The sequence below is a fragment of the Brevundimonas alba genome (genome assembly GCF_011927945.1).
In the GTDB taxonomy this organism is placed as follows: Bacteria; Pseudomonadota; Alphaproteobacteria; order Caulobacterales; family Caulobacteraceae; genus Brevundimonas; species Brevundimonas alba.
Genome location: NZ_JAATJM010000001.1, coordinates 1,063,200 through 1,089,729, shown reverse-complemented (window position 1 = coordinate 1,089,729; position 26,530 = coordinate 1,063,200). Strand labels below are relative to the sequence as shown.

The 26,530-nt window shown below is 69.9% G+C and carries 22 protein-coding genes; 8 read left to right on the top strand and 14 right to left on the bottom strand.

Features of this window, described 5'->3' with window-relative positions:
* Positions 1 to 18 precede the first annotated feature (18 nt).
* The gene (locus GGQ87_RS05410; protein WP_168045658.1) at positions 19 to 480 is read left to right on the top strand and encodes a hypothetical protein; all 462 of its coding nucleotides are present in this window, start codon (positions 19 to 21) and stop codon (positions 478 to 480) included.
* 115 nt (positions 481 to 595) lie between these two features.
* On the opposite strand, the gene GGQ87_RS05405 is transcribed toward GGQ87_RS05410, so the two are convergent.
* The 5 genes from GGQ87_RS05405 to GGQ87_RS05385 all read right to left on the bottom strand — a co-directional run bounded on the left by GGQ87_RS05405 (position 596) and on the right by GGQ87_RS05385 (position 8,084).
* Complete coding sequence (locus GGQ87_RS05405) at positions 596 to 2,053, bottom strand: AMP nucleosidase (protein WP_209282397.1); 1,458 nt, start codon at positions 2,051 to 2,053, stop codon at positions 596 to 598.
* A 63-nt stretch (positions 2,054 to 2,116) separates the two neighbouring features.
* Positions 2,117 to 2,974 (bottom strand): alpha/beta hydrolase, encoded by an 858-nt coding sequence (locus tag GGQ87_RS05400; protein WP_168045656.1) that lies wholly within the window; start codon positions 2,972 to 2,974, stop codon positions 2,117 to 2,119.
* Between the two features lie 37 nt (positions 2,975 to 3,011).
* A complete protein-coding gene (locus tag GGQ87_RS05395; protein WP_245161417.1) occupies positions 3,012 to 5,057 on the bottom strand; it encodes an AsmA family protein in 2,046 nt (681 codons plus the stop codon).
* Positions 5,058 to 5,182: 125 nt separating this feature from the next.
* On the bottom strand, positions 5,183 to 7,297 hold the full coding sequence (locus GGQ87_RS05390) for a S9 family peptidase (protein ID WP_168045655.1): 2,115 nt from the start codon (positions 7,295 to 7,297) through the stop codon (positions 5,183 to 5,185).
* Between the two features lie 73 nt (positions 7,298 to 7,370).
* Entirely contained in the window at positions 7,371 to 8,084 is a 714-nt protein-coding gene (locus GGQ87_RS05385) for a hypothetical protein (protein WP_168045654.1), read from the bottom strand.
* A 116-nt stretch (positions 8,085 to 8,200) separates the two neighbouring features.
* On the opposite strand from GGQ87_RS05385, the gene GGQ87_RS05380 reads away from it, so the two are divergent.
* The 7 genes from GGQ87_RS05380 (at position 8,201) to trxA (ending at position 18,396) form a co-directional block, all read left to right on the top strand.
* The gene (locus tag GGQ87_RS05380; RefSeq protein WP_168045653.1) at positions 8,201 to 9,082 is read left to right on the top strand and encodes a GNAT family N-acetyltransferase; all 882 of its coding nucleotides are present in this window, start codon (positions 8,201 to 8,203) and stop codon (positions 9,080 to 9,082) included.
* Entirely contained in the window at positions 9,075 to 9,551 is a 477-nt protein-coding gene (tsaE, locus tag GGQ87_RS05375) for a tRNA (adenosine(37)-N6)-threonylcarbamoyltransferase complex ATPase subunit type 1 TsaE (protein WP_245161416.1), read from the top strand. Before GGQ87_RS05380 ends, tsaE begins: the two co-directional genes overlap by 8 nt.
* Positions 9,544 to 10,629 (top strand): N-acetylmuramate/N-acetylglucosamine kinase AmgK, encoded by a 1,086-nt coding sequence (gene amgK / locus GGQ87_RS05370; RefSeq protein WP_168045652.1) that lies wholly within the window; start codon positions 9,544 to 9,546, stop codon positions 10,627 to 10,629. Before tsaE ends, amgK begins: the two co-directional genes overlap by 8 nt.
* Before the next feature lie 17 nt (positions 10,630 to 10,646).
* On the top strand, positions 10,647 to 11,354 hold the full coding sequence (gene murU / locus GGQ87_RS05365; RefSeq protein WP_168047344.1) for an N-acetylmuramate alpha-1-phosphate uridylyltransferase MurU: 708 nt from the start codon (positions 10,647 to 10,649) through the stop codon (positions 11,352 to 11,354).
* Positions 11,351 to 14,437 carry a double-strand break repair protein AddB gene (gene addB, locus GGQ87_RS05360; protein ID WP_168045651.1) on the top strand — a complete coding sequence of 1,029 codons (3,087 nt, stop codon included), beginning with the start codon at positions 11,351 to 11,353 and terminating at the stop codon, positions 14,435 to 14,437. The genes murU and addB overlap by 4 nt, the downstream gene beginning before the upstream one ends.
* Complete coding sequence (gene addA, locus GGQ87_RS05355) at positions 14,434 to 17,946, top strand: double-strand break repair helicase AddA (RefSeq protein WP_168045650.1); 3,513 nt, start codon at positions 14,434 to 14,436, stop codon at positions 17,944 to 17,946. Before addB ends, addA begins: the two co-directional genes overlap by 4 nt.
* Positions 17,947 to 18,051: 105 nt before the next feature.
* Entirely contained in the window at positions 18,052 to 18,396 is a 345-nt protein-coding gene (gene trxA, locus GGQ87_RS05350) for a thioredoxin (protein WP_168045649.1), read from the top strand.
* Here the strand turns inward: trxA and GGQ87_RS05345 are convergent, their stop codons facing one another.
* The 9 genes from GGQ87_RS05345 to GGQ87_RS05305 all read right to left on the bottom strand — a co-directional run bounded on the left by GGQ87_RS05345 (position 18,397) and on the right by GGQ87_RS05305 (position 26,173).
* Positions 18,397 to 19,683, bottom strand: coding sequence for a bifunctional folylpolyglutamate synthase/dihydrofolate synthase (locus GGQ87_RS05345; protein ID WP_168045648.1), 1,287 nt, complete (start codon positions 19,681 to 19,683; stop codon positions 18,397 to 18,399). It lies immediately after the preceding gene.
* Between the two features lie 5 nt (positions 19,684 to 19,688).
* Positions 19,689 to 20,582 (bottom strand): acetyl-CoA carboxylase carboxyltransferase subunit beta, encoded by an 894-nt coding sequence (locus tag GGQ87_RS05340; RefSeq protein WP_168045647.1) that lies wholly within the window; start codon positions 20,580 to 20,582, stop codon positions 19,689 to 19,691.
* Positions 20,583 to 20,592: 10 nt separating this feature from the next.
* Entirely contained in the window at positions 20,593 to 21,423 is an 831-nt protein-coding gene (gene trpA / locus GGQ87_RS05335) for a tryptophan synthase subunit alpha (protein WP_168045646.1), read from the bottom strand.
* Positions 21,420 to 21,839: a hypothetical protein gene (locus tag GGQ87_RS05330; protein ID WP_168045645.1), complete on the bottom strand. Its 420-nt coding sequence runs from the start codon at positions 21,837 to 21,839 to the stop codon at positions 21,420 to 21,422. The genes trpA and GGQ87_RS05330 overlap by 4 nt, the downstream gene beginning before the upstream one ends.
* 4 nt (positions 21,840 to 21,843) lie before the next feature.
* Positions 21,844 to 23,028 carry a tryptophan synthase subunit beta gene (gene trpB, locus GGQ87_RS05325; RefSeq protein WP_209282482.1) on the bottom strand — a complete coding sequence of 395 codons (1,185 nt, stop codon included), beginning with the start codon at positions 23,026 to 23,028 and terminating at the stop codon, positions 21,844 to 21,846.
* Positions 23,029 to 23,090: 62 nt separating this feature from the next.
* Positions 23,091 to 23,729 (bottom strand): phosphoribosylanthranilate isomerase, encoded by a 639-nt coding sequence (locus GGQ87_RS05320; RefSeq protein WP_168045643.1) that lies wholly within the window; start codon positions 23,727 to 23,729, stop codon positions 23,091 to 23,093.
* Positions 23,726 to 24,502, bottom strand: a complete 777-nt coding sequence (locus GGQ87_RS05315; RefSeq protein WP_168045642.1) for a pseudouridine synthase — start codon at positions 24,500 to 24,502, stop codon at positions 23,726 to 23,728. The genes GGQ87_RS05320 and GGQ87_RS05315 overlap by 4 nt, the downstream gene beginning before the upstream one ends.
* Positions 24,499 to 25,398 carry a class I SAM-dependent methyltransferase gene (locus tag GGQ87_RS05310; protein WP_168045641.1) on the bottom strand — a complete coding sequence of 300 codons (900 nt, stop codon included), beginning with the start codon at positions 25,396 to 25,398 and terminating at the stop codon, positions 24,499 to 24,501. The genes GGQ87_RS05315 and GGQ87_RS05310 overlap by 4 nt, the downstream gene beginning before the upstream one ends.
* 19 nt (positions 25,399 to 25,417) lie before the next feature.
* Entirely contained in the window at positions 25,418 to 26,173 is a 756-nt protein-coding gene (locus GGQ87_RS05305; RefSeq protein ID WP_168045640.1) for a dienelactone hydrolase family protein, read from the bottom strand.
* Positions 26,174 to 26,530: the final 357 nt, after the last annotated feature.

Sequence of the window (26,530 nt, the reverse complement as noted above, 5' to 3'; positions counted from 1 at the left end):
GCGGCGCACGGTTCCGCCATGTCACCGATCAAACAGGCCGCCCGCACCGCCCGCGCGGGCCAGGAACTTCTGCAGGCCTCCGGCGACGTCATCGCCCGGCGTCTGGAGATCGTCGCCGAGGGGTTTCGTGATCCCTTGAAGGCCGACCTTCTGGAAATGAGCCTGATGGGCTCCGAGAAGGTCGAGGCCCTGACGGCCTCGGCCACCGTGGGGCTGAACACGGCCGTCGGCATGGCGGCGACCACCGCGGCCGCCGTCGCCCGCGAGACCGCGGCGGCGCAGGGCGCCCTGGGTGCGGTGCTCAAGGCCTCGACCCCGGCCGAGGCGGCTCTGGCGCAAGGCGCCTGGGTCACCGCCGCCATGAGCCGGGCTGTCAGCGACGGCTGGGCCTTCGGCTCCACCATGCTGAAGCTGCAGGCCGACGCCTTGGCGCCGATCCACGCCGCCGCAGTCGCCAATGCGAAGCGGCTGAAGCGCTAGCTCGCCGCCGGCGGGCAGTCGCCAGTGTCGATAATCTGGCAACGGATTGTCGAGGATCTGACCGCGATAATTGTAGAGCTTTTATCCACGGATCGGCCCCCCGCTGCCTGGAATTCTACCGGAACGGCGGCTCGTCGAAGGCGCGGAGCTTGCGGGAGTGCAGGCGCGCGCCCTCGGCCCGAAGCAGGTCCACGGCCTGAATGCCGATCTGCAGATGCTCCGAAATCGAGCCCTCGTAGAAGCGGTTGGCCTGACCCGGCAGCTTGATCTCGCCGTGCAGGGGCCGGTCCGAAACGCACAGCAGCGTGCCGTAGGGCACCCGGAACCGGTAGCCCTGCGCGGCGATGGTGGCGCTTTCCATGTCGATGGCGACGGCCCGGCTCTGGTTGAAGCGCTGGGCGGATTTGGCGTAGCGCAGCTCCCAGTTCCGGTCGTCGGTGGTGACCACCGTGCCGGTGCGGAGCCGGCGTTTGACCTCTTCGCCCGGCGCGCCGGAGACCATCTTGGCGGCGTCGTAGAGGGCGCGCTGGACCTCGGCGATCGACGGGATCGGGATGTCCGGCGGCAGCACGGCGTCGAGCACATGGTCCTCGCGCAGATAGGCGTGGGCCAGCACATAGTCGCCGATGGTCTGGCTGTCGCGCAGACCGCCGCAGTGGCCGATCATCATCCACGCATGAGGCCGGGTGACCGCCAGGTGGTCGCAGATCGTCTTGGCGTTGGACGGGCCGACCCCGATGTTGACCAGGGTGATGCCGTTCCAGCCCGGCGCCGTCAGGTGATAGGCGGGCATCTGGTGCTTCTTCCAGGCCGCATCCATGACCATCTCGCCGGGATTGGGCGTGTCACGGGTGATCACGACGCCGCCGGCGCAGACCAGCCGGTCATAGGGGCTGGACGGATCCGCCACCTGCTCGCAGGCCCAGCGCACGAACTCGTCGACGTACCGGTTGTAGTTGGTGAACAGGATGTAGGACTGGACGTCCTCGACCGGCGTGCCGGTGTAGTGCCGCAGCCGGGCCAGCGAGAAGTCGGTTCGCAGGCCGTCGAACTGGGCCAGGGGAAAGTCCTGCGTCGTGTCGAAAAGGCCATCGGAGATTTCGTCGCCGATGTGGGCGAGGTCGGTCGTCGGGAAGTAGCGGGCGACGGCGGCGGTCTGGCTGCGGTCCAGCGCCACGTCCGAGCCGTCCATCACATAGGGGAAGGGAATCTCCTGCTCCGACGGGCCGACGTCGAAGGTCGCGCCATAGTCGGCTTCGAGCAGGGCCAGCTGCTCGGTCAGATAGGGCCGGAACAGCTCGGGCCGGGTGATGGTGGTGGAATAGACGCCGGGCCGGGACAGGCGGGCGTAAGCGCGGCTGGCCAGATTGGCGGGCCGGTCGCCGAACCAGCTGACGCGCAGCTCGGGATAGGAGAACAGGCCCTTGGCCCGCGCTTCGGCATCCGGCCGCTCGCCCGTGGCGAGGAAAGTCCGCACCGCCTCGCGGAGGTTGGTGACGGCTGCGTTGTAGAGGGTTTCGAGGCGGTCCAGCGCCGCCGGGCCGCTCAGGGCCGATGTGTTCATGTCTGTCATGGCCTCCGATAACGGAAGATGATGACAATGGCGAGGCTCTGAAGCCGGTTCGTCCTCGGCAGCCTATCCGAGTTCGCTATGCAGGAAGGTGGTGACGTCCTGCAGGACCGGGGCCTTCTTGCGGAACAGGGGCGAGAAGGTCGCGATCAGGTCGGCGTGGTTCAGGCCTTCGTAGAGCTTCGCCTCGCAGCGCCCGCCGACCGCCCGCATCCGCTCGCAAAGGATGGTGGTGTCCTCGGCGTGGACGACTTCGTCCTTCGTCCCGTGTCCGAGCCAGAGCGGTGGCGCGTCCGGCCTGACGAAGGTGACGGGCTGGGTCAGCGTCAGGTCGGGCGTCCGGCCGAAGGCGTTGATCGAGGAGGGCACGTCGAGGGGGAGGAAGTCGTACGGGCCCGCCAGCCCGGCGGCCGCCTTGATCAGGTTCGGCGCCCCGGCCGCGGCCATGTAGCGCCGGTCGAGCGCGATCATCATGGCCAGATGCGCGCCCGCCGAATGGCCGATCACGCCAAGGCGAGCGGGATCGGCGCCGTACTGGCGAGCGATTGCTCCCGCCCTGGCCGTCGCCGCTGCGGCGTCCTCGATGAAGGCGGGGAAGCGAACCTGCGGAACGAGCCGATAGTCCGGCACCACCACGACGAAACCGCGCGCGGCGAGGGCATGGGCGGCCCAGCCGTACTGGGTCCGCATGCCGGAGTCCCAGCCGCCGCCGTAGAAGAACACAAGCGTCGGCCACGGACCCGCCGCAGCCGCCGTGGGCGCGAGGATGTCCATGCGCTGACGGGGGTCTTCGCCATAGGGAATGTCCCGACCCACACGGCGAACGCCCGGATCACGGGGGCCGAGGGCGTTCAGCGCGCCGAGCGGCGAGCAGGCCGCGGCGAGCACTGCGGCGGCGGGGGCGAGAAATCCTCTACGGGTCATCGGTGCAGGATACGCACGAAGCGGCCATTCGGCTCAATCACCTCGCCGACGATATCAACGCTCCGCAGTTGGCGTCCTCGGCCAGACCGGGATCGACAAACGGCAGCAGGGCCGCCAGCGGGTTGATCAGCGCGCCCAGCGCGGCGGCCAGACCAACCTGGCCAGCAACCGACCCGGCGTCCACGCCGACCTTGGGCGCGGTCAACGGCCCTTGCACGGTGATCGGCGACCACAGACGCACCAGCCGCGCCTCCTTGGTCTCGCCGTCGATGCGCAGGTTCAGGGTTTCGGCCCTGAGATCGATCGTGCCGCTCCCCTGCGCCAGCACCGGCGTGGTGTCGATGACGAAGGTCCGCGCCGTCGCCGTGCCGCCGCTGACCGAGAAGTCCGCCACGGCGCAGCGGATTTCCGAAGTCGAGGTGTCGCCGCCCAACAGCTTGCCCAGCCCGGCCGTGACGTTGATGCCCAGCAGTTCGGCGAAGGCGGCGCGCATCTGGCCCTGCGGCACCACCAAGCTGACCGAGCCTTTCGAATTGGCCGCGAAGTCATGGACCGAAGCGCCCGGCCCCTCCAGCCGCGCCCGGCCCAGCGCACGGCCGGTGACGGTCGGCGCCCCGTTGCGGGCGGGCACGATGGATTCCAGCGGATAGCCGCGCAGTCGGAAGTCGATGGCGCTGTAGGGCCGGTTACGGGTCGCATTGATCTTGGCCGTGCCGCGCAGTTCGCCGCGGTTGAAGGTGAAGGCCACAGGATCGAGGTTCAGTATGCCCTTCTCGAGATCGGCGCCCAGCTCGACCCGTCGCACGTCCAGCTCGTTCCGCTTCACCTGGGCCGCGCGGTATTTCAGCGTGCCGTCCATCACCCGCAGGCGTTCGACGTTGAGCGGCGCATCGGGCAACAGCCGGCCGGGGGCGCCCGAGGACGCGACGGTATCTCCGCTGGAGGTGACCTGCGGCTTGGCGCCCAGCACGGCGGCAAGGTCGTCCAGATCGAGAAGCCGCGAGCGCAGGTCGGCGTCGACCCGGCGGCGGTCGCCGGTCTTGTCGACCACCACATCGCCCGAGAGGTCCGAAGACCCGACCCGTCCGGTGAAGTCGGCGAAGGTGAATTTGGCATCGTCGCGCGTGAGCTTGCCCGCGAGACGGTAGGGCGGCGTATTTGGCGTGGTGATGCCCGTCAGCAGATAGATGTCGGCCAGGTCGCGGCCCTGCAGTCTCAGGGTGGCGTTGAACTGACCGAGATCGAACGGCCGGGTGATCGCGCCGTCGGCGACCAGCCTCGTGCCGACGCCGGCGATTTCGCCATGGAAGGTATAGGGCCGGTCGCGGCGGATGTTGATGAAGGGCCCGCCGCGTACGCTCAGGGTCAGAGGCGTTCCGTTGATGGTGCCGCGCCCGTCCAGATGGAAGCCGGCCGTTCCATCCGAGCCCTCGCGGGCGTTGATGGTCGCCTCCATGCGGATTTCGCGACCCTGCTCGTCGAGCGAAATCTTGCCGTCGCGGATGATCAGGCGGTTGATCGGCGGCAGCTTGACGCCCTCGCCCGTATCGGGAGCGTCAGGGTTGAGCTGCCAGCTCTTCTTGCCGTCGGCGGTCGAGATCAGCACCACCTCCGGGCGGGAGATCGACACCATGGGCATCTCGATCCGGCCCGCGAACAGCGAGCGCAAACGCACCGAGGCCTCCCCGTCGTCGATCTTCAGCGTGTCGCGCTGGCGCGCCCAGTCGGGCCCGCCGATCCGGACGTCCTGAACGCGCGCCGAGGGCGTCCAGCTGAACAGGTTGACGTCGAGATCGCCGTTGATCCGGATTTCACGGTCGTAGCGCGCCGAGGCCCAGCGGCCGATCGGTCCCCGCAGCATGTTCCAGTCGAACAGCATCAGGAACAGGGTGATGGCGGCCATCAGGACAAGCGTGACCGTCGCCGCGATCTTCTCGGGCCGGCCCGGGCGGCGGGCGGCCGCGTACAGCGGGTCATTGGCCACGACCCAGTCGCGCCAGCCGCGCACGCGCGCCCCGGCCGGGACCAGGGCGCGGTCGCGGACGACCAGCCAGTTGGGGTTGTCCTTCAAGGGGTTGGGCAAGCGCGAACTCCGTCGAGCGGAGACAACGCGCGAGCGAGGCGAAAGGCTCAGTCAACCGGGACTTCAAACGAAAAGGGCGTCTCCGCGAACGAAGACGCCCCTTCTGTCAGGCCTTTGATCCGGGCCTACTGAACCGGCTTCAGATGCTTGTCGAGCCAGCCGAACACCTCGGTGTGCCACTGCAGGCTGTTGGCGGGCTTGAGCACCCAGTGGTTCTCGTCCGGGAAGACGATCAGCCGGCTTTCGATGCCCCGACGCTGCAGGGCGCTGAAGGTCGACAGACCTTGCGACGTCGGGATGCGGAAGTCGCGGTCGCCCTGGACCACCAGCATCGGATCCTGCCATCTCGCGACGTGATGCACCGGATTGAAGCGCTCATAGCCTTCCGGGTTCTCGTAGGGCGTGCCGCCGTACTCCCACTCGGTGAACCACAGCTCCTCGGTGCCGTAGCCCATGCCGCGGATGTCGAAGACGCCGTCGTGGTTGACCAGGCATTTGAACTCGCCCGGCCAGTTGCCGGCGATCCAGTTGATCATATAGCCGCCGTAGGATGCTCCCAGGGCGCAGGCGTTGTCCCCGTCGAGGAAGTTGTAGCGCTGCTGGGCGGCGGCCCAGCCCTTCTGCAGGTCTTCCAGCGGGCGGTCGCCCCAGTGCTGGCTGATCGCGTCGGTGAAGGCCTGGCCGTAGCCGGTCGAGCCGTGGAAATCGATCATCACCACCGCATAGCCGGCGCCGGCGTAGGTTTCTGGGTTCCAGCGGTAGGACCAGCTGTTGCCGAAGGAGCCTTGGGGTCCGCCGTGTATCAGGAAGGCGACGGGGTATTTGCGGCCCTCGACATAGTTGGCCGGCTTGATGACGTAGCCATGCACCGCCTCGCCGTTCCAGCCGGCGAAGGTGAACTGCTCCGCCTCACCGAACGCCTTGGCGTCCAGTTGCGGGTTTACGTCCGTGATCCGGCGCGGCATTTCGCGGCCGAGGAAGGTCTTCACGAACAGCTCGCTCGGCCGGGTCAGGGAATCTTGGGCAAAGACGAAGCCCGACGGCGTCTGGGCGAAGGCCGAGACGTGACCCTCGCCCGTGATCGGGGTGACCACGCCGTTGCGGGTATCGATGGCGAACAGGCGGGACTGACCCACGTCGCCGGCGGTGGCGTACAGGGTGTTGCCATCGCGCGACCACTGCAGGGTGTCGGCGGAGCGGTCCCAGTTCGCGGCGACCTGACGGACCCGCCCGGTCTGCACGTCGCGCAGGAAGATGGCGTATTTGTCGGCTTCGAACCCGGGCCGGGCCATGGCGCGGTAGGCCATGGTGCGGCCGTCGGGCGAGAAGACCGGGCCGGTGTCCCAGGCCTCGTTGTCGTCGGTCAGGTTCTCGAACGTGCCGTCGCCGCTCAGGCCATTGGTGCGGTAGAGATCGAAATTGGTGCTCCAGGGTTCGCTCTGTCCGGCCAGCCGGGCCGAGAAAACGACAGCGTCGGCCTCGGGCGTGAAGGTGAACTCGCTCTCGTCGCCGAACGGCTTGGAGGGGGTGTCGCCGTCGAAGCCGCGGGTGACCCAGACCGGTTCGCCGGAGGCGCGGCCGTTGGCGCCGATCGACTGCACGAACAGATGGTTCTGTGTGCCGTCGGCCCAGGTGTCCCAGTGGCGCACGAACATGCGGTCGTAGACCTGGCCGGTATTCTTGCTGTCGGCCTCGGCCTTGCTGCGATCGACGGTGCAGGCGAGATCGGCGCAGGACGGGAAGACCGCCAGCGAGACCGCGACCTTGTGGGCGTCGCCGCTTAGCCGGTAGGCGTTGACGTCGAGCGGCAGGTCGGTGACCTGCACCGGCCCGGTACCATCGGCGTTGGCGCGCCACACTTGGCTCGTGCCCGAACGTCCGGACAGGAAATACAGCTTGCCGTCCGAGCCCCAGCGCGCGGTGTTGGCTCCGCCCTCGCTGATCGCCAGACGCCGGCCTTCCCCCGGGTCCTGGAGGTCCATGATGTAGAGCGACCCCGAACGGCGGCTCGCCTCCACGTCCGTCGTGGTCACCGAATAGACCACCCAGCGGCCATCCGGCGACACCTGCGGATCGCCCAGCCGGTTCGCCGAGATCATGTCGCGATAGGTGAACGGCTCGGCCGCCTGCACCGGCGCGGCGGCGGCGGCGGGGCTCGCGGGCGACTCAGCCAGGGCCGGTGCGGCGACGGTGAGCAGCACGGCGGCGGCGACGCCGGAGAGAAGCGAGCGGTGACGCATGGACGTATCCTCTGAAAGCTTGCGGCGAAGGCGTAGCACCCCCGCTCGGCCGTCGCCAAGGCTCCGCGGGCGTTCAGACCCGGCGTGCCGTCCAGCTCGCGCCGACGTGATCAATCTCCAGGCCGGCGCGGCGCGCATGGGCGAGGAGATGCCGCTCGAGCCGATGCCAGGCGACAGGCTCCCGGCGGGGTGCGAGGCGCCAAAGCGGGCCATGCGCCAACTTGATCGACACCCCTCCGGAAAGATGCAGCCGCAGATCCACGGTCTCGCTCGCCGCCTTCTGGTGATCGGCGATGAACGGTGGATACCGGTAGGCGAAAGAGATGGCGGTCAGGTGCGCCGGATCGATGCGACCGTGGCGGCCAGGAAAGCTTAGCGCGCCGGAGCTGTCGATATCGATCCTTGCGATCCGGCGCGCTCCGCGGATCACCCATGAGGCGACAGCCGCCAGCACGACGGCGGCGCCGGCCAACGGCTGCCCCAGGCCGGTCACGGCCCCGGCTACCACCAGAGCCGAGAAGGTAAGGATCGGTTCGGCGGCGCCACGCAGAACGCGATACTGCCCGGCCATTGTGTGTCCCGGACCTGTAGCGGGGGCGTCGATCCCGGCTGCGATGGCTGCAGCCTCCTCGGGGTCGAAGCCCAGGCTCCGGGCCGTGGCGACGATGTCGTCACCGACCGAGCGCAGCCGGGCGTCCTCGACAGGAACGGCGGCCGCCAGCTCGGCCTGCCGCTCGCGGAGGACGGCCAGACGCTGTTCGACGTTGGCGGATCCGGACCGGGCCATGCGAGCGTTCCTCCGGAAGCTTGGCGTCAACGGGTATCATCCGGTGTCGCCTCAACCAAGCTGCGAGACTTGAAGCCGCTTGCCCGGCGGCGCGGGAGCGGCGACAAGCGCGGAGTATGGTTCTCGCTGACGCCATTGATCCACTGGACACGCCGACGGCTCCGCGGGCCGAGCCGCACATCTGCGATGTGCTGATCGCCGAGCGCGCGCCGCGCCTGACGCGGTCGGCTTTCTGGCCGCTGGCCCGGCCGATTCTCTACAAGCTGCTGAATTACCGGCAGGCGGTGCGGATGGCCGACGCCGTGCGACCGCTCTCCGGAGCCGACGCACTCGACTATATGAGCGACCTGCTGGACCTGAAGGTCGCGGTGATGAACGCCGACCGCATCCCGGCCAGCGGACGCTGCATCGTCGTCGCCAACCACCCGACCGGCATCGCCGATGGCATCGCGGTGTTCGACGCCATCCGGGCGCGGCGGCAGGACGCCATCTTCTTCGCCAACGCCGACGCCCTGAGGGTTTCGCCCCGGCTGGGCGAGGCCATCATCCCGGTCGAATGGGTGGTCGAGAAGCGCACGCGGGAGAAGACGCGGGCGACGCTGCTGGCGGCGAAAGAGGCGTTCGAAGCCGACCGGTGTCTGGTGATGTTCCCGGCCGGGCGGCTGGCGCGGGTGGCGAAGGACGGCTCCGTCACCGACCCGGAATGGGCTCCGACCGCCGCGTCACTGGCGCGCAAATACAATGCGCCGGTGGTGCCGATCCACGTCGCGGGCCCGAACTCGCGCCTGTTCCACTGGTTCGACCGCATCTCGCCCGAACTGAGGGACATCACCCTCTTCCACGAGCTGCTGAACAAGAAGCGCAAGCGGTTCTTCCTCAAGGTCGGCAAGCCTATCCCGCCGTCTCGGCTCGACATCGACGCGGCGCGGGCGACCTACGCGCTCAAGGCCTTTACGGAACGGGTCCTGCCGAGCCAGCCGGACGCCGATTTTGCCTGACGCCGGCGGCCTGACCCTGACGTTGGCGGACGCCGAAGCGACTACGCAACTGGGCGCGGCGGTCGCGCCCCTGCTCGAGCCGGGGGAGACGGTGCTGCTCTATGGTCCGCTGGGCATGGGCAAGTCGACGATGGCGCGCGGCCTGATCCGGGCCCTGACCAGGCCGGACGAGGATGTGCCCTCCCCTACCTTCACCCTCGTCCAATTCTACGAGAGCACGCCGCCGGTGGCGCATTTCGATCTCTATCGCCTGACCCGACCCGAGGAAGCCGCGGAGATTGGTCTGGATGAAGCGCTCGACGACGGCTGCGCGGTGATCGAATGGCCGGAACGGCTCGGCGAGGATGCATCCGCCTGGCTCGGACCCGACCGACTGGTCGTCAGCCTCTCGGAAAAAGGCGCTGGACGCGTTGCGACCGTTTCTGGCGTAGGCGCATGGGAAGGGAAGCTGAAGCACCTGCATGTCTGACCGCGAACAACAGCGTCTCGATTTCCTGAAGTCCGCCGGCCTCGCCGACGCGGAGCGCGCGCCCCTGCCCGGCGATGCGTCCACGCGGCGCTACGAGCGGCTGACCACGCCGTCGGGCCGATCCCTGATGCTCATGGATCAGGCGCCCGCCGCCGAGTCCCGGCCCTGCGACCCGGCCTGGACGCCGGCCGAGCGGCAAGCCCAGGGCTGGAACGCCATCGCACGTCTGTCAGCGGGCCGGATCGAGGCGTTCGCGGCCGTCGCGAACCATCTCCGGTCGCTCGGCCTATCGGCTCCAGAGATCATGGCCGTGGACGCGGACGCGGGTCTCGCCGTGCTTGAGGATTTCGGCGACGGCCTGTTCGCCCGGGTGATCGAGAACGGCGAGCCAGAGGAGCCTCTGTATCTGGCGGCGGTCGAGGCGTTGGCAAGCCTGCACCAGGCCGAAACGCCACAGACCCTGTCCGGCCCGGCCGGCGAATGGCCGCTGCAGATCTATGACGCCGTCGCGCTGAAGGGGGGCGCCGACCTGTTCGTCGAATGGATGCCCAAACTGGAGCCGCGCCTCGTCTTCGCCGATTCCGCGCTGTCGGAGTGGGATGCGGCATGGGCTCCGGTCATTCGCGAAGCGGAGGCTCAGGCCTCGGTCATGGCGCACCGCGACTATCACGCCGAGAACCTGATCTGGCTGCCGGAGCGGCAGGGCGCCGCCCGCGTCGGTATGATCGACTTCCAGGACGCGGTGCGGGCGCATCCGTCGTGGGACCTGCATTCGCTGCTGCAGGACGCGCGGCGCGATGTTTCGCCCGAGCTCGAGGCGCGGGCGCTGGACCACTATTTCACCCTGCGGCCCGACCTCGACCGGGAGGCCTTCATGCGGTCCTATGCGGCGCTGGCGGCGCTGAACGAGGCCCGCATCCTCGGCATCTTCGCCCGCCTGATCGTGCGCGACGGCAAGCCCCGCTATCGCGCCTTCATGGCGCGTATGTGGGATCATCTGCAACGCAATATCCCACTGGCGGGACAAGCCGTCCAGACGTGGTTCGACACCCATGTCCCGGCGGAGCTGCGCCGGTGACCGCGCCCCGGACGGCCATGGTGCTCGCTGCGGGTCTCGGCACCCGGATGCGGCCGTTGACGGACGACCGACCGAAGGCGCTGGTGGAGGTTTCCGGCCGCGCGCTGATCGACCATGTTCTCGACCGGCTGGCGGACGCCGGCGTCGAACGGGCGGTGGTCAATGTCCACTGGTTCGCCGACCGGTTGGAGGGCCATCTGCGCGCCCGGGGCCGGGGACCCGAGATCGTCATCTCCGACGAACGGGCCGAGCTGCTCGAAACCGGCGGCGGGCTGAAGAAGGCGGGGCCGCTGCTGGGCCCTGATCCGGTGTTCGTGGCTAATATAGACAGCGTCTGGACCGACAACGGCCCGGAGGGGAATTCCGCGCTGAATCAACTCGCTCGCCTGTGGAATCCGTCAATCATGGACGCGGCCCTGCTGTTGGCGCGGCGCGAAGGCTCGATCGGTTTCGAGGGCGACGGAGACTTCTTCCTCGCGGAAGACGGGCGACTGACCTTCCGAGGCGAGGCGGTAGACGCCCCCTTCGCCTATATGGGCGTCCACATCTGCCGGCCCGACTATGTCGCCGACGGGCCGGAAGGTCCGTTCTCGCTGAGCGGCCTGTGGCGCAAGTCGGCGGCCGCCGGCCGCCTCTATGGCTGCGTCCTCGACGGCGACTGGATGCATGTCGGCGACCCGCAGGCGCGCGACGAGGCCGACGCGCGGCTGGCCGGGGGCGGATGAGCGCCCGGTTCGATCCCTTCGCGACGCCCGCCCCCCGCTGGTACGCGGTCGAGGCTCGGCGGCCGTTCCTCGAGGATCTGGCCGCCGGCGTGCTGGACTGGCTGGGCGAGCATCCTCCCGAGGCCCTGTCCGACGCGGTCATCCTGCTGCCCAACCGGCGCGCCGCCCGCGCCTTCACCTCGGCCCTGTCGAGACTGGCCGGCGACCGGCCCGTGCTGCTGCCGCAGGTCCGTCCTCTGGGCGATCTCGAGGAGGACGAGCCGCCCTTCGCGCCCGGCGAACTTGGTCTCGACCTGCCGCCCGCCATCGCGCCCCTGACCCGCCGTTTCGAGATGGCGCGGATGATCGTCGAGGAGTTTCACCCAGGCCTCGGGCCGCTCCGTGCGCTTGAAATGGCGGACGCTCTCGGCGGCTTTCTCGATTCCTGCCAGCTGGAGGAGATCAGCGATCTCGAGCGGGTCGCCAGTCTGGTCGAGGGCGATCTGGCCGAGCACTGGCAGGACTCCGCCCGCTTTCTGGGGCTGGCGGTGGAAGCCTGGCCGAAGCGTCTGGCGGCGATGGGCCTCGTCGATCCCGCCTGGCGTCGCGCCCAACTGCTCCGCCTGCTGGCGGAGAGCTGGACCGAACGCCCCCCGACCCAGCCCGTTATTGCCGCCGGTTCGACCGGCACGGCCCCGGCGGCCGCGGATGTACTCGCCGCGGTGGCCGCCGCGCCTCAAGGCTGCGTGGTGCTGCCGGGGCTGGACCGTGATCTCGACCCCCAGGTCTGGTCCCGGCTGGGAGACAACGAACAGCATCCCCAGAATGCGCTCTGGCGCCTGCTAGACAGACACGGGGTATCTCGCGAAGTCGTGAGGCCGTGGTTCCAGCCGCCGGAAGCGCCCGATCGGCTCGTCCGTGGCCGCGCCCGTCAGCGCCTGCTGAACGAGGCGCTTCGTCCCGCTGATGCGACAGACGACTGGCGCACAGTCATCGGAACCCTGCGGCAGGAAGCGTTCCGGGAGCGCTCGGCCGATCCCATCGCCCAAGGCCTCGACGGGCTGTCGGTCGTCACGGTGCGTGCGGAGGAAGACGCCGCCGCGACCCTGGCGCTGATGATGCGCGAGACGCTGGAGACGCCGGGCATGACCTGCGCCCTCGTCACGCCCGACCTCGCGCTTGGCCGTCGTGTGGCGGCCCGTCTCGAACGCTGGGGCGTGGTCGCGGACAATTCCTCAGGCCAGCCGCTCGCCCGCATGTCCGCCGGACGGCTGATCGACCTCGTGGTCCGCTTCATGGCCGATCCGCTGGACCCCCACGCCCTGCTCGCTCTGCTCAAACATCCGCTGGTCGAAATCGGACAGGGCGAGGATGCGCAGACGGCGGTCCGGGCGCTGGAGGAGCACGCCCTGCGCGGGCCACGCCTGAGAGACTGGGCGCGCGCTCGCCGGGCGCTGCTCAAGGCAGGCGAGGCGCGCGAGGATGGATCGGCGCGCTCCGAACGGACAGTGGCGCGGGTCGCCGCCGCCCTCCACCTGCTCGACCGGCTGGAGGCCCTGACCGATGCCGCGCGTGCGCCCTTCGCCGACACCGCGCCGCTGGACGATGCGACGCGCGCCCTGACGGTCCTGATCGAATCCCTTGCCGGACAGGCCGCGTGGAGCGGGCCCGACGGCGAGGCTGCGGCCGCCCTGCTGGCGGGTCTGATCGAGGGCGGCGGTTCTCTGGGCGCCATCTCCCGCGCCGACTTCGCCGAACTGGTCCGCGCCCTGCTGAGCGAGGAGACGGTGCGCACGGGCGGAGCCAATCAGCCGCGGCTGCGGGTCCTTGGCGCCATCGAGGCGCGGCTGGTGCGCGCGGACCGGATGATCCTCGCCGGGCTGGAGGAGGGCGTCTGGCCCAACGCCGCTCCGACCGACCCCTTCCTGTCGCGACCCATGCGCGCCGCCATGGGCCTGCCTCCGCCCGAACGCCGCCTTGGCCAGACCGCGCAGGACTTCGTCCAGGCGGCCTGCGCCGACGAGGCCATTCTGGTTCATTCGGAACGACGCGGCGGTCAGCCGGCGGTCAAGTCCCGCTGGCTCTGGCGGCTGGAAATGCTGACCCGCGGAGCCGATGCTGCGGACACGCCGGTGCAACTGGAGCGGAGCTCGGACAGCGCCGCGGTGGCTCGCGCTCTGGATGTCCCTCCGCCGGGACCGCCACGCTACGAACGCCGTCCGGCCCCGACGCCACCCGTGGACCGGCGGCCGCGCAAGCTGCCCGTGACGGGTATCGAGCGCTGGGTTCGCGATCCCTACGCGGTCTACGCCCAGCGTATCCTGGGCCTGCGGAAGCTGGAACGCCCCGGCGCGTCGGCCGAGGCCATGGCGCGCGGCAATGCGGTGCACCGGGCGATCGAACGGGTGGTCGTGACCTGGCCGGACGCCCTGCCGGAGGACTGCGCGGACCAGATCGAGACCTTCCTTCGTGAGGAACTGGACGCCGCCGGCTTCGAGGATCACGCCATGGCGCGCGAGACGCCCCTGGCCCGGAACTGCGCCGTCTGGCTGGCCGGCTGGGAGCGGGAGCGGCGGGCGCGCGGCGCGACCCTGCTGATCGAGCAGACGGGCGAGATGACTTTCGACGCGCCCGCCGGTCCCTTCACCCTGACCGCGAGGGCCGATCGCATCGAACTCGACGCGAGCGGCGCGGCGATCATCGACTTCAAGACCGGCTCGACGCCGAGCGCCAAACAGGTCGCGCAGGGGTTCGCGCCACAGCTGACCCTGACCGCCGCCATTCTGGCCGAGGGTGGCTTCGCGGGCGCACCACCCACGCCCGCGTCCGAACTGCTCTACGTCAAGGTGACGGGCCGCAAGACCCCCGGCGAGGCGATCGATGTCGGCAGGGTGAGCCGCAACCAGCCCTTGCCCGCGGCGGAGCTGGCGGCGCGCGAACTGGAGCGGCTGGTCGAGGGCGTGGCCGATTTCGATCGGCAAGCCCGTCCCTACGTTTCCTGGGCCGCGCCGCAGTTCATGGGCAATTTCGGCGGCAACTACGACCATCTGGCCCGCGTCTGGGAATGGCATGTGGTCGGCGGCGAGGACGAGGCGCCGGAATGACCCTCTCGCCGCTTGAACAGGCCCGCGCCCATCAGACCGCCGCCGCCGATCCGGGCCGGTCGGTCTTCGTCACCGCCAACGCCGGCTCGGGCAAGACCACGACGCTGGTCGACCGCGTGGCGCGGCTGCTCCTGCAGAAGGCCTCGCCCGGCGAAATCCTGTGCGTCACCTACACCAAGGCCGCGGCGGCGGAGATGCAGGCCCGGCTGTTCGACAAGCTGGGCCGCTGGGCCGTCATGGACGATGCGGAGCTGTCGCGCGATCTGGCCCGGCTGGATGGGCGCGATCCGGCGGGGCTGAATCCCTCCGACCTCCGGGAAGCGCGGCGGCTGTTCGCCAGGGCGCTGGAAACGCCGGGCGGGTTGAAGATCCAGACCATCCACGCCTTCTGCGAGAAGCTGCTGCGGCGCTTCCCGATCGAAGCCGGCGTTTCGCCCGCCTTCAGGGTGCTGGAGAACGAGGCGGCGGTCGCCCTGTCGCATGAAGCACGGGAAGATCTGGCGCGTGAGGCGCTGAAGGGTCCCGAAGGGCCGGTGGGGCGCGCCTATTCCCATTTCGCGGTCGAACTGGACTGGAAATCCTTCCACGCCCTGCTCGGGATGATCGAGGCCGAGCGCGGCGAGCTGGTGTCCTATGTTGCGCAGGTCGAGAGCGGCGCTGCGCCGGGGCCGCACATCCTGGCTGGTGTCTCCGAAGATGACACTCCCTCGGCCATCGAAACCGACTTCCTGAACTGGCTCGACCCCATGGCATGGCGCGCCGCCGCCGACGGCTTCGCTACCGGTTCGACCAACGACCAGAAGATCGCCGCCCAGATGCGCGAGGCGGTCCCGCCGCACTCCAGCCTCGCCGCCATGAAGGCGCTCTTCATCGACTCGAAGGGCGAGGCGCGGACGAAGTTCGGCACGAAGAGCGCGCCGCCCGCGGCCGCCGCCTACCTCGACGCCGTCTCTCTGAAATACTGCGCCGTGCTGGACCGGATGCGCGCGGCCAGGGTGGCGGACGACACCGTCAAGGCGCTGACGCTGGCCCATGCCCACGCCGCCTTCTACGAGACGGCCAAGGCGCGGCAGGGGGCGCTCGACTTCTCCGACCTCGTGGTCCGCACGGTCGATCTGCTGACCCGGCGCGCCACCGCCGCCTGGGTGCTGTTCAAGCTGGACGGAGGCATCGAACACGTCCTGGTCGACGAGGCCCAGGACACCGCGCCCGAACAGTGGGCTATCTTCAAGGCCCTGACCGAGGAGTTCTTCTCGGGGGAGGGAGCCGGCCGCCGGGGCGACGATCCCCGCATCCCGCGCACCGTCTTCGCCGTCGGGGACGAGAAACAGTCGATCTACTCCTTCCAAGGGGCTCGCCCTGAGCGGTTGCGGCAGGAGGCGCAGGCCTATGAGGCGCTGGCGCGCGGGGCCGGCCGGCCTTTCGAGGCGGTGCCGCTCGACACCTCGTTCCGCTCGACTGAAGAGGTGCTTGGCTTCGTCGACGCCGTCTTCGAGGGGCCGGAGCGGACACGGGCCCTCGTCGGCGAGGCCGGCGACATTCCGACCCACCACCCGGCACGCGTCGGCCAGCACGGGTCGGTCGATCTGTGGCCCCTGTTCCATGATCCGGTCACGCCCGACCGCGAGGCGTGGAATGCGCCGGTGGACAAGGAGGACGCCCGCAGCGGACGCAAACAGCTGGCCCAGGCCCTCGCGCGCAGCATCCGGAAACAGGTCATGGCCGGGTCGGCGGTCCACGACCGCGATGCGCCCGGCGGTATGCGCCCGGCGCGCTGGGGCGACTTCCTCGTGCTGGTGCGGCGCCGCGACGCCCTCTTCGAGGAGATCATCCGCGCCCTCAAGGCGGACGCCGTCCCCGTCGCGGGCGCGGACCGGCTCAAGCTCAGCAGCCATATCGTGTTCGACGACCTGATCTCCGTCGCCCGCTTCGCCCTTTATCCCGACGACGATCTGAGCCTGGCCGAGGTGCTGCGCAGCCCCTTCTGCGACGTGACCGACTTCGGCGATCCGCACAGCCTCTACCCGCTGGCGGACAGGCAGGCGCGGGAGGGCCGTTCGCTGTGGCGAGAGCTGCGGCGGCGGGCGGATGAACAGCCCCAATGGCGCCGCGCCCGCGACTTCGTCCAGGCCGCGCTGGATGCCCGGTACCGCGACCCGTTCGCCTTCTTCTCCAGCCTACTGAACCGGGTCGACGAGACCGGCGTCTCCGGCCGCGCCCGGATTCTCGCCCGGCTGGGCCGGGAGGCGGAGGAGGCGATCGACGAGACCCTGGCCCAGGTTCTGGCGGCTGAGGATCGCGGCGGGGTCGATCTGGAAACCTGCGTCGCCCGGCTTGAGGCCGCCGATGTCGAGGTCAAGCGCGAGATGGAGGGCGCCCGCAACGAGGTGCGGGTCAGGACCGTGCACGGCGCCAAGGGACTGGAGGCGCCGATCGTCATCCTCCCCGACACAACCTCGCGGGCCAAGCCGCAGGGACCGACCCTGATGCCCTCGGCGAGCGAGTCAGGGGAGGAGGGCGAGGGCTGGTTGATGTGCCCCGGCTCGGCGAAGGACGACTGCCCAGCCTCGAAGGCGGCGCGGGATGCCCGCATCGCCCGCACCGACGCCGAGTCCCTGCGGCTCCTCTATGTCGCCCTGACCCGCGCCCGCGACCGGCTGGTGGTTATGGGTCGGGCGCTTCGGCGGCCTGAGGAAGGATTCGAGGCCGGCAGCTGGTGGAGCGTCATCGCAGAGACCTTCGAGCGACTAAGGGACGATGATCCCCTGAACGTCCGCGACATAGGCGACGGCGTGCTGCGCTTCGGGGTCGATCCGGAGACGCTCGCCGCGACGCCCTCCATCCGGAGCGGCATCGCGGAGGTCCCGGCATGGGCCCGCATGTCACCCGCCGCGGATAACGCCGCGCGCTTCACCGCCCCTTCGCAAATGGAGGGGTCGATCCGCAGTCCGGCGCCCTCGCCGCTCTCGACGGCCGTCGGAGCCGGGGCGTCTCTGGGACGGTTCCGGCGCGGCGACCTGATCCACCGGCTGCTCGAACGGCTGCCGGATATCGCCCCGGACGGGCGGGCGGCGGCGGCGGAACGGATGCTGTCGCGGGAGCGGGACCTCACCGATGCCCAGCGCGTCGAGATGACCGAAGCCGCCTTCCTGGTGCTGAACGACGCCCGTTTCGCCCCGGTCTTCGGTTCGGGCTCGCGGGCCGAGGTCGCCTTGACGGGAAGCGCGCCGGAACTGCCGCAGGGAGTCGCCGTCTCGGGTCGGATGGACCGGCTGGTGATCACGCCGGAGCGGGTGCTGGTCGTCGACTACAAGACCAACCGACCGGCCCCGGACAGGATCGAGGACGCCGATCCGGCCTATGTGCTTCAGCTGGCGGTCTATGTGGCCGTGCTGCGGCGGCTCTATCCGGATCGGCCGGTCGAGGCGGCGCTGGTCTGGACCGACGGGCCGAAGCTGATGCCGGTCCCTCGGGCCCTGATGGACGCCGCCCTCGCCGCCGCGCGTTGATTTGATCGGGCAGACGCCCCACATCGCTTTCGAACCGCCGGAATCATCGCATGATGGCCGGCTGAAATCGCATCGCGCCGCTTTTTGCCGCACCAAGGAGAGCCCATGGCCACCGTCAAGGTCACCGACGACAGCTTCGACGCCGACGTCCTGAAATCGTCCACCCCCGTGCTCGTGGACTTCTGGGCGGAGTGGTGTGGCCCCTGCAAGCAGATCGGCCCGGCTCTCGAGCAGATCGCCGATGAACTGGCCGGTCAGGTCACCATCGCCAAGGTCAATATCGACGACAGCCCCATGGTCCCGTCGCGCCTCGGCGTGAAGGGCATTCCGACCCTGATGCTGTTCAAGGACGGTCAGCTGGCCTCGATGAAGGTGGGCGCCATGCCCAAGGGCAAGATCGTCGAATGGCTGGCCGAGGCGGGCATTTCGGGCGCCAGCTCGGCCGCCTGATCAGTCCGGCCAGGTCTCGCGGCTCGCCCCTAGCACCTCCCCCGCGAGGTAGAGCGAGCCGCAGATGACCACCCGGCCGGCTCCGAGACGAAGGGCGCGTTCCAGCGCCTCCGTCGCCGAGCCGCAGGCCGTCGCTCCCAGCCCGTGCCCCTGCGCTACTGCGGCGAGCGCCTGGGGCTCTGCGGCCGCGCCCTCGAACGGGACGGTGAAGACCGCCGCGTCCGTGCCTTTCAGCGCCTCGAAGAATCCGCCTGCGTCCTTGTTGGCCAGCATGCCGACGATCAGCGCCAGCGGGCGGGGCGCGCGTGACTGTCGCTCGAGAAGCGTCTCGGCCAGCGCCCGGCCCGCGTGCGGATTATGCCCCCCGTCCAGCCAAAGCTCCGCATCAGCCGCACGGGCTGCGTCGCCGTAGGGTCCGGCGGTCAGCCGCTGCATCCGGGCCGGCCACCGCACGGCGCGCAGACCCTCGGCGATGGCCGCCTCGGGAAGATCCAGTTCCAGCGCCACGGCCACCGCGAGGGCAGCATTGGCGATCTGGTGCGGACCGGTCAGCGACGGAGCCGGCAGGTCGAGGAACCGGCTCTGGTCCTGGAAAGCCATGCCGCCCCGCTCGGCCCAGCCGTCGAAGTCCACGCCCATGACCGTCAATGGAGCATGGACGGCGGCGGCGGCCAGCTCGATGGCGGCCATGGCTTCCTCGGCCTGTCGCGCGATCAGCCCACGGGCGCCCGGCTTCAGGATGCCGGCCTTCTCCACCGCGATGCCTCGCAAGCTGGTTCCGAGAAACTCCGCGTGGTCGAGATCGACGGGCGTGATCACACTGAGCAATGGACGCTCGATAATGTTGGTGGCGTCCAGAATCCCGCCCAGTCCAACCTCGATGATGGCCAGGTCGGCTGGGGTTTCGCTCATGGCCACAAAGGCCGCGGCGGTCGTGCTTTCGAACACCGTGGCCTGACTTCCGGACGCGTCGATGGCGGCCTCCATCCTGTCGAGAATGGGGTTCAGCGCCTCGTCTGCGATCAGCTGTCCGGCCAGACGGATGCGCTCGTTGAAGCGGACCAGATGCGGAGAGGTGTAGGCGTGGACGCTGAGACCCGCCGCCTCGGCGATGGCACGGATAAAGGCGACGGTGGAGCCCTTGCCGTTGGTTCCGGCGACGTGGATCACCGGCGGCAGCCGATGCTGCGGGTCGCCCAATGCGGCGCACAGAACCCGCATCCGCTCCAGCGACAGGTCTATGCGTTGCGGGTGGCGGGCGCGCAGGCGTTCGGAGATGGGATCCATCGGGCTCAGGCGGCCCGGCGCTTCCCGCCCATCAGCATCGACAGTATCTGGCCGAGCACGCGCGGCAGGTCGGCGCGGACAACGACACGGTCAACCATGCCCTTTTCCTGCAGGTATTCGGCGCGCTGGAAGCCCGGCGGCAGCTTCTCGCGGATGGTCGCCTCGATGACGCGCGGCCCTGCGAAGCCGATCAGCGCGCCCGGCTCAGCCAGATGGACGTCGCCCAGCATGGCGTAGCTGGCGGTGACGCCGCCCGTGGTGGGATCGGTCAGCACCACGACGAAGGGCAGTTGGGCCGCCTTCAGCTCCTGGATGGCCAGCGTGGTGCGCGCCATCTGCATCAGGCTGAGCGCGCCTTCCTGCATGCGCGCGCCCCCGGCGGCGGTGTAGCAGACCAGAGGCACGCCGCGTTCGATCGCGGCCCGGGCGGCGGCGATGAAGGCCTCGCCCGCGGCCATGCCCAGCGAACCGCCCATGAAGGTGAAATCCTGCACGATGACCACCGCCGGCGTGCCGTCCAGCTCGCCGAAGCCGATGGCCATGGTGTCCCTGCGGCCGGCCGCCTTGCGGGCTGCGGCCAAGCGATCCTTGTACGGTTTGCCGTCCGAGAACTTCAACGGGTCCTCAGGCACCTCGGGGGTGTCGATGTTCTCATAGGCGCCGCCGTCGAAGGTGAAGCGCAGACGCGTCGGAGCGTCGATCCGCATATGTCGGCCCGAGGGTGTGACCCACAGCGACCCCTCGAGGTCGGACCGGTACAGCATCTCGCCCGTATCCGGATCCTTGACCCAGAGATTGTCGGGCGTGTCGCGGCGGCTGACGATCTTGCGGACGCCGGGGGCGAAGCGGGACAGCCAGCCGCCGCGCTTTTCCTGCTGGGGTTTGTTCTTGTCGACCATGCGCGGGTCTCTAGACGGTTTCCGTCACGCGTGCACCCCGGACCGCCCCGGCCAGCGCCCGCACCTTTGCCAGAACGCGTGGGGCGGGCGGTTCGTTCGCCTCGAGCGCCGCAGCCACTTCGTCGACCAGCACCGAGCCGGCGACCACGGCGTCGGCCACGCGGGCGATCTCGGCCGCGCGCTCCGGCGTCTTGACGCCGAAGCCGACCGCGACCGGCAGGCCCGAGGCCTTCCGGACTCGCTCGACCGCCGGCGCGACTGACAGGGCCTGCGCCTCCTTGACCCCGGTCACCCCCGCGACCGAAACATAGTAGACGAAGCCCGAAGTGCGCTCGGCTATTACCTTGAGCCGGGCGTCATCCGAGGTTGGGGTGGCGAGACGGATCAGGGACACCTGCGCGGCATCCAGTGCGTCGGACAGCGGTCCGGCCTCTTCGGGCGGGCAATCGACGACGATCAGGCCGTCGACGCCCGAGGCTGCGGCATCCCGCGCGAAGGCCTGATAGCCGTAGGTTTCGATCGGATTGAGGTAGCCCATCAGGATCAGCGGCGTGTGGTCGTCGCCCTCCCGGAAGGCCCGCGCCAGATCGAGCGTGCCCTTCAGCGTCAGTCCGGCCCTGAGGCCGCGCAGGGCGGCACGCTGGATCGGCGGGCCCTCTGCCATGGGGTCCGAGAAGGGGAAGCCCAGTTCGATGATGTCGGCGCCGGCCGCGGGCAGGCCGCGCAGGATGTCCAGCGACTGATCCCGCGAGGGGTCGCCGGCCATGACATAGGCCACGAACCCGGCGCGGCTGTCGGCCTTAAGCGCGGCGAAACGGGCGTCGATACGCGCTGTGGTCATTGGGCGCCGGACGGGGCGGTCGACGCCGCGCAGATGTCGCCGGGAATGGTGGCGAGGGCGAAATAGCCCGGAGCCCCCGGAGCGGCCGGCCGGTTGGGATCGGCGAAAGCCAGCAACTGGAATGCCGTGCAGCCGCCGCCTTCCTTGCGGCGGACGTAGACGGTCAAATTGGCCTCGCCTGAGGCCGCGAGCCAACCCTGCGACTGAAACGCCGCATCATACTGGTCGGCGACCGCCTGCATGGCGGCCTGGGTTGTGGCCACACAGAAGGCACGTGACGCCAGGGCGGGGTTTCCGCCGCAGGTCGGATCGGCGACCGTGCCCGCCACTTCGGGTATCTGGAGGTCCAGCGGGGCCGCCGGAGCGGCCTGGGCCAGGCTCAGCGCCGCCCTGGCGGCCAGTATCAGCATACTCATTCTTCTAGAGCTCCACGCCCAGATGCTTCGCTACGGCGAAGATGTCCTTGTCGCCCCGCCCGCACATATTGAGCACGACATCGCCCCCCTTGCCCACTTCGTTTGCGATCTCGCCCACCCGGGCGAGGGCGTGGCTGGGTTCGAGCGCGGGGATGATCCCCTCCAGCTTCGAGCAAAGCTGGAAGGCCTCCAGCGCCTCGGCGTCAGTGGCGGCGCGATATTCGGCGCGGCCGATATCCTTCAGCCACGCGTGCTCCGGGCCGATGCCCGGGTAGTCGAGGCCGGCGGAAATCGAATGGCCTTCGAGGATCTGGCCGTCGTCGTCCTGCAGCAGATAGGTGCGGTTGCCGTGCAGCACGCCGGGGCGGCCGCCCTGCAGCGAGGCCGCGTGGTCGGGGCCGTCGAGGCCACGGCCCGCCGCTTCGATGCCGATCAGGCGGACGCCGGCGTCCTCGATGAAGGGGTGGAACAGGCCGATGGCGTTCGAGCCGCCGCCGATCGCCGCAATGCAGGCGTCCGGCAGCTTCTCCTTGCGGGCCAGCATGGAGGCGCGGACCTCGCGGCCGATCACCGACTGGAAGTCGCGAACCATGGCCGGATAGGGGTGCGGACCGGCGGCGGTGCCGATCAGGTAGTAGGTGTCCTCGACGTTCGTCACCCAGTCCCGCATCGCCTCGTTCATGGCGTCCTTGAGCGTGGCGCGGCCGGATGTCACCGGCACGACCTCGGCGCCGAGCAGCTTCATGCGGAAGACGTTGGGCGACTGCCGCTCGACGTCGGTGGCGCCCATGTAGACGACGCACTGGAGCCCGAAGCGGGCGCAGACGGTGGCGGTGGCCACGCCGTGCTGGCCGGCGCCGGTCTCTGCGATGATGCGGGTCTTGCCCATCCGCATGGCCAGAAGGATCTGGCCCATGCAGTTGTTGATCTTGTGGGCGCCGGTGTGATTCAGCTCGTCCCGCTTGAACCAGATGTCGGCCGCGCCGTAGTGGGCGGTCAGCCGCTCGGCGAGATAGAGGGGGCTCGGGCGACCGACGTAGTCGGTCAGGAAGCCGTCCAGTTCGGCCTGGAACGACGGATCCGCCTTGGCCGCCTCATAGGCCGCGTTGAGCTCGTGGATCAGCGGCATCAGGGTCTCGGCCACGAACTGACCGCCGTATGGGCCGAAGCGGCCTTCGACGTCGGGCATGGCGTAGCGGTTGGGCAGGATGGCGTTCACGGTGACAAACTCGCGCGGGGGAGCGGCGGAAATCAGGCCGAGCGCGCCGCTTCGAGGAAGGCCGCGATCAGGGCGCTGTCCTTAACACCCGGCGCGGTTTCCACGCCAGAGGACACATCGACCGCAGGGGCGCCCGATATCGTGATGGCCTCGGCGACATTGCCGGGGTTCAGCCCGCCGGCCACGAACCACGGATGGCGGAAGGCGCGGTCGGCCAGAAGCGTCCAGTCGAAGCGGGCGCCGACGCCGCCGGGAAGGTCGGAGCCTTCGGGCGGTTTGGCGTCGAACATCAGGTGATCGACGAATGCATCCCAGACCTCGGCCTCGGCGAAGTCCTCGTGGACCCGGATCGGCAGGGCCTTGATGATCCCCGCGCCGGTCAGGGTGCGCACCTGCTCCGCACGGGCGGGGGTTTCGGCGCCGTGGAGCTGGAGCAGGTCCGGCTTCAGTATCAGGGCGATCTCGGTCAGCAGGGCGTCGTCGGCGTCGACGGTCACGGCCACGACCCCCGCCCGGCCGCGGGCGCGCTCGAACAGGGCAGCGGCGTGGAGCGGGTCGAGGTGGCGCGGGCTCTTCGGGAAGATCACGGCGCCGACGAAGGCGGCCCCGCCGGCCAGGGCGGCGTCGAGGGTTTCGGGAGTGGTCAGGCCGCAGATCTTGACGGAGGTCATGCGGCGAAGATGGCGTCGATCCCGGCGGAGTCCAGCAGCCGCCACTCGCCGGGCGGAAGATCGTCAGGCAGGGCGAGGCCGCCGATGCGCTCGCGATGCAGGGTTTCGACGTGGTTGCCGACGGCCGCGAACATGCGGCGGACCATGTGATAGCGGCCTTCGGTGACGGTCAGCCGGGCCTCGGTCGGCGACAGAACCTCAAGCACGGCGGGCGCCAGCGGCTTGTCCTCGCCCTCGAGCACCAGCCCGCCGGCGGCGAACAGGGCTTCCTCGGTTCCCGCAAGGGGGCGGGCAAGCGTGGCGCGATAGACCTTGGCGACGTGGCGTTTGGGACTGATGACGCGGTGGAGCAGGTCGCCGTCGTCGGTCAGGAGCAGCAGGCCGGTGGTCTGCTTGTCGAGACGGCCGATGGTGGAGATGGCGGGGTCGCGGCGGCGCCAGCGGTCGGGCAGGACGTCATAGACCAGAGCCCCGTCCTCCTTGTGCGAACAGGTCATGCCCAGCGGCTTGTGCAGCATCATCACCAGACCGGGCGGCGGGTCGAGCGGCTCGCCGTCGATCTGCATGCGGGACGGCAGGTCGGGGGTGACCGGGATCCGCTTCGACACGTCGGTCAGGTCCACGCCGTCGAGGACGATTCCGCCCGCCTTGCCGAGGCGCGCCATCTCGGTGCGGGAGCCGTAGCCCATGGAGCCGAGCAGCTTGTCGACGCGGCTCGTCGGGACTTTCCTGTTCGCCCTGGCGTCCTTCGGACTGCTTGAGGGCGGGCTCATTTCACCGCCTCGATGACCTTGTAGCCGCCTTTGTCAGCGACGGGCTGCGAGCGTTTGAAGGCGGCGGTGATGTCGGCCTCGTAGGGCAGATGGCGGTTGGCGACGAGCCAGAGGACGCCGCCTTTCTTCAGCATGGCGGCGGCCTGCCGGATGAAGGCCTGACCCAGCCGGCGGTCCTCAGCGCCGCCGTCGTGGAAAGGCGGGTTCATGACCACGAAGTCGAGGTCGCCGTTGGCTTCCACCGTGCGGGCGTCGGCCCAGTCGAAGGTGGCGCGGGGGTCGTCGACGTTCTTGCGGGCGGCCTCGACGGCGCGGCGGTCGAGGTCGATCAGGCGCAGGGCGGTGACCGCGGGGGAGCCCAGCACCACCGTCGCGAGCGCCCCGTAGCCGCAGCCGAGATCGGCGCCGGCTCCCTTGAGCGGCGGCAGGGCCTGGGCCAGCAGGAGAGTGCCGGCGTCGACGCGGTCCCAGGCGAACACGCCGGGCTGGGACCAGGCGTCCAACCCCGGCACGAGGCGCGGCGCGCCGGCGGCGATGGCCTCGTCCAAGCCCTCGACCCGGTCCGGGCGGATCACGACGCAGCGGCGGTGGTGGGCCTTGGCGGTTTCGCCGACCTCGACGCCGAAGCCGGTGAGCTCCTTCTTCAGGCGGGAGCCGCCCTTGTCCTTGGGCGCCATGACGTCGAGGCGGCCGCCGGGCTTCAGCGCCCGCAGGGCGAGGGCCAGGGTGTAGCGGCGCTCCAGCACGCCGGGCGGGGCGTAGATCATGGCGGCCTCGGCCGAGCCCTCGGCCACGCTCTCCAGCGCGGTCGAGCCGGGGATCAGGGGCGAGGTCTGGACGGCGTCGCCGGGCGGATCGAACACCGCCGGGGGGCGGCCATAGAGAAGGGTCGTCATGGCGCGGTCCATAGACCGATCAGGCGGCGGGCGCGACCGCCACGTCGCCGAGCAGGGCCGCGAACCGGCGCAGGGCCTCGGCGGTCAGCGCTTCATCGAACTTCATCGGCGGCGCGCTGGTCGGCTCGTCGAAGCTGTGGCTGCCGTCGGCGACCCAGGTCTCGACCTCGGCGCCGCAGTTGCGGATCATGGCGTGGACCCGTTCGGCGTTGCGCACCGTGGTCAGGTGATCCGAACGGGCGATGACCGCCAGCGTCTTCGGGCAGTGACGCCAGGGACGCATCCGGTTCAGCGCCGCCACCCCGATATAAGGGTAGGCGAGATAGGTCCCGAGCACGCCATCGAGATCGACCGCGCCCGGATCGGCGACGCCGAGCCCCGGCCGCGAGCGGTCGGCGCTCATCGCCTCCATGATGCCCCAGCCGCCGTGGCTCCAGCCGGCGAGCACGACCTTGGAGGCGTCGACGTCGGGCCGTTGCGACACGCCGTGCAGGGTGGCGAGGATGTCACCGGCCCGCTCGGATCCGCGGAGCAGCAGACCGGTGCAGACCGTCGCCAGGGCAAAGGGGCGGTTCCAGCCGCGCGGGGCGTAGGAATCGACGGTGAAGGCTCTCCACCCCGCCGCCCGGGCCGCCTCGGCATACCTCGGCAGATGGTCCCGAAGACCGCCGCAGCCGTGGAACAGCAGGACTGCGGGGCGGGGCCGGTCGTCGTCGGGGCCGACGACGGTGGTGTGGGGCTCGAGCCGGGCCCAGCGCTGGGAGGGGGTATCCATGAGCGCCACCATAACCGACGGGCGGGGCGGCGGAAGCGGGTATCGGGGTGGGGTTTTACCCGGGTAGAACTAAAAACACGGGTCCGTAGAGTCCATAGAGTCGGGTTTGCTTCGCAAAGCGCGCGCCTCGGCGGCGCGGGGGGATTGTTCGATTGTCAAAGACCCAGGGCGATCGGGCGGGAGTATGCGCCCGCCCACTCCTGCGGCGCGTTCGTGACGCTGGGTTTTTCGGAAGAGACTGGAATCGCCGGGGTTTGTCTCGAAAAGTATGGAGACAGAGGGCGGATTGTCAGCAGTGCGGCTTGTCATCCCGGACACGGCGAAGCCGTGATCCGGGACGTCGGACGCCGGGAGGTC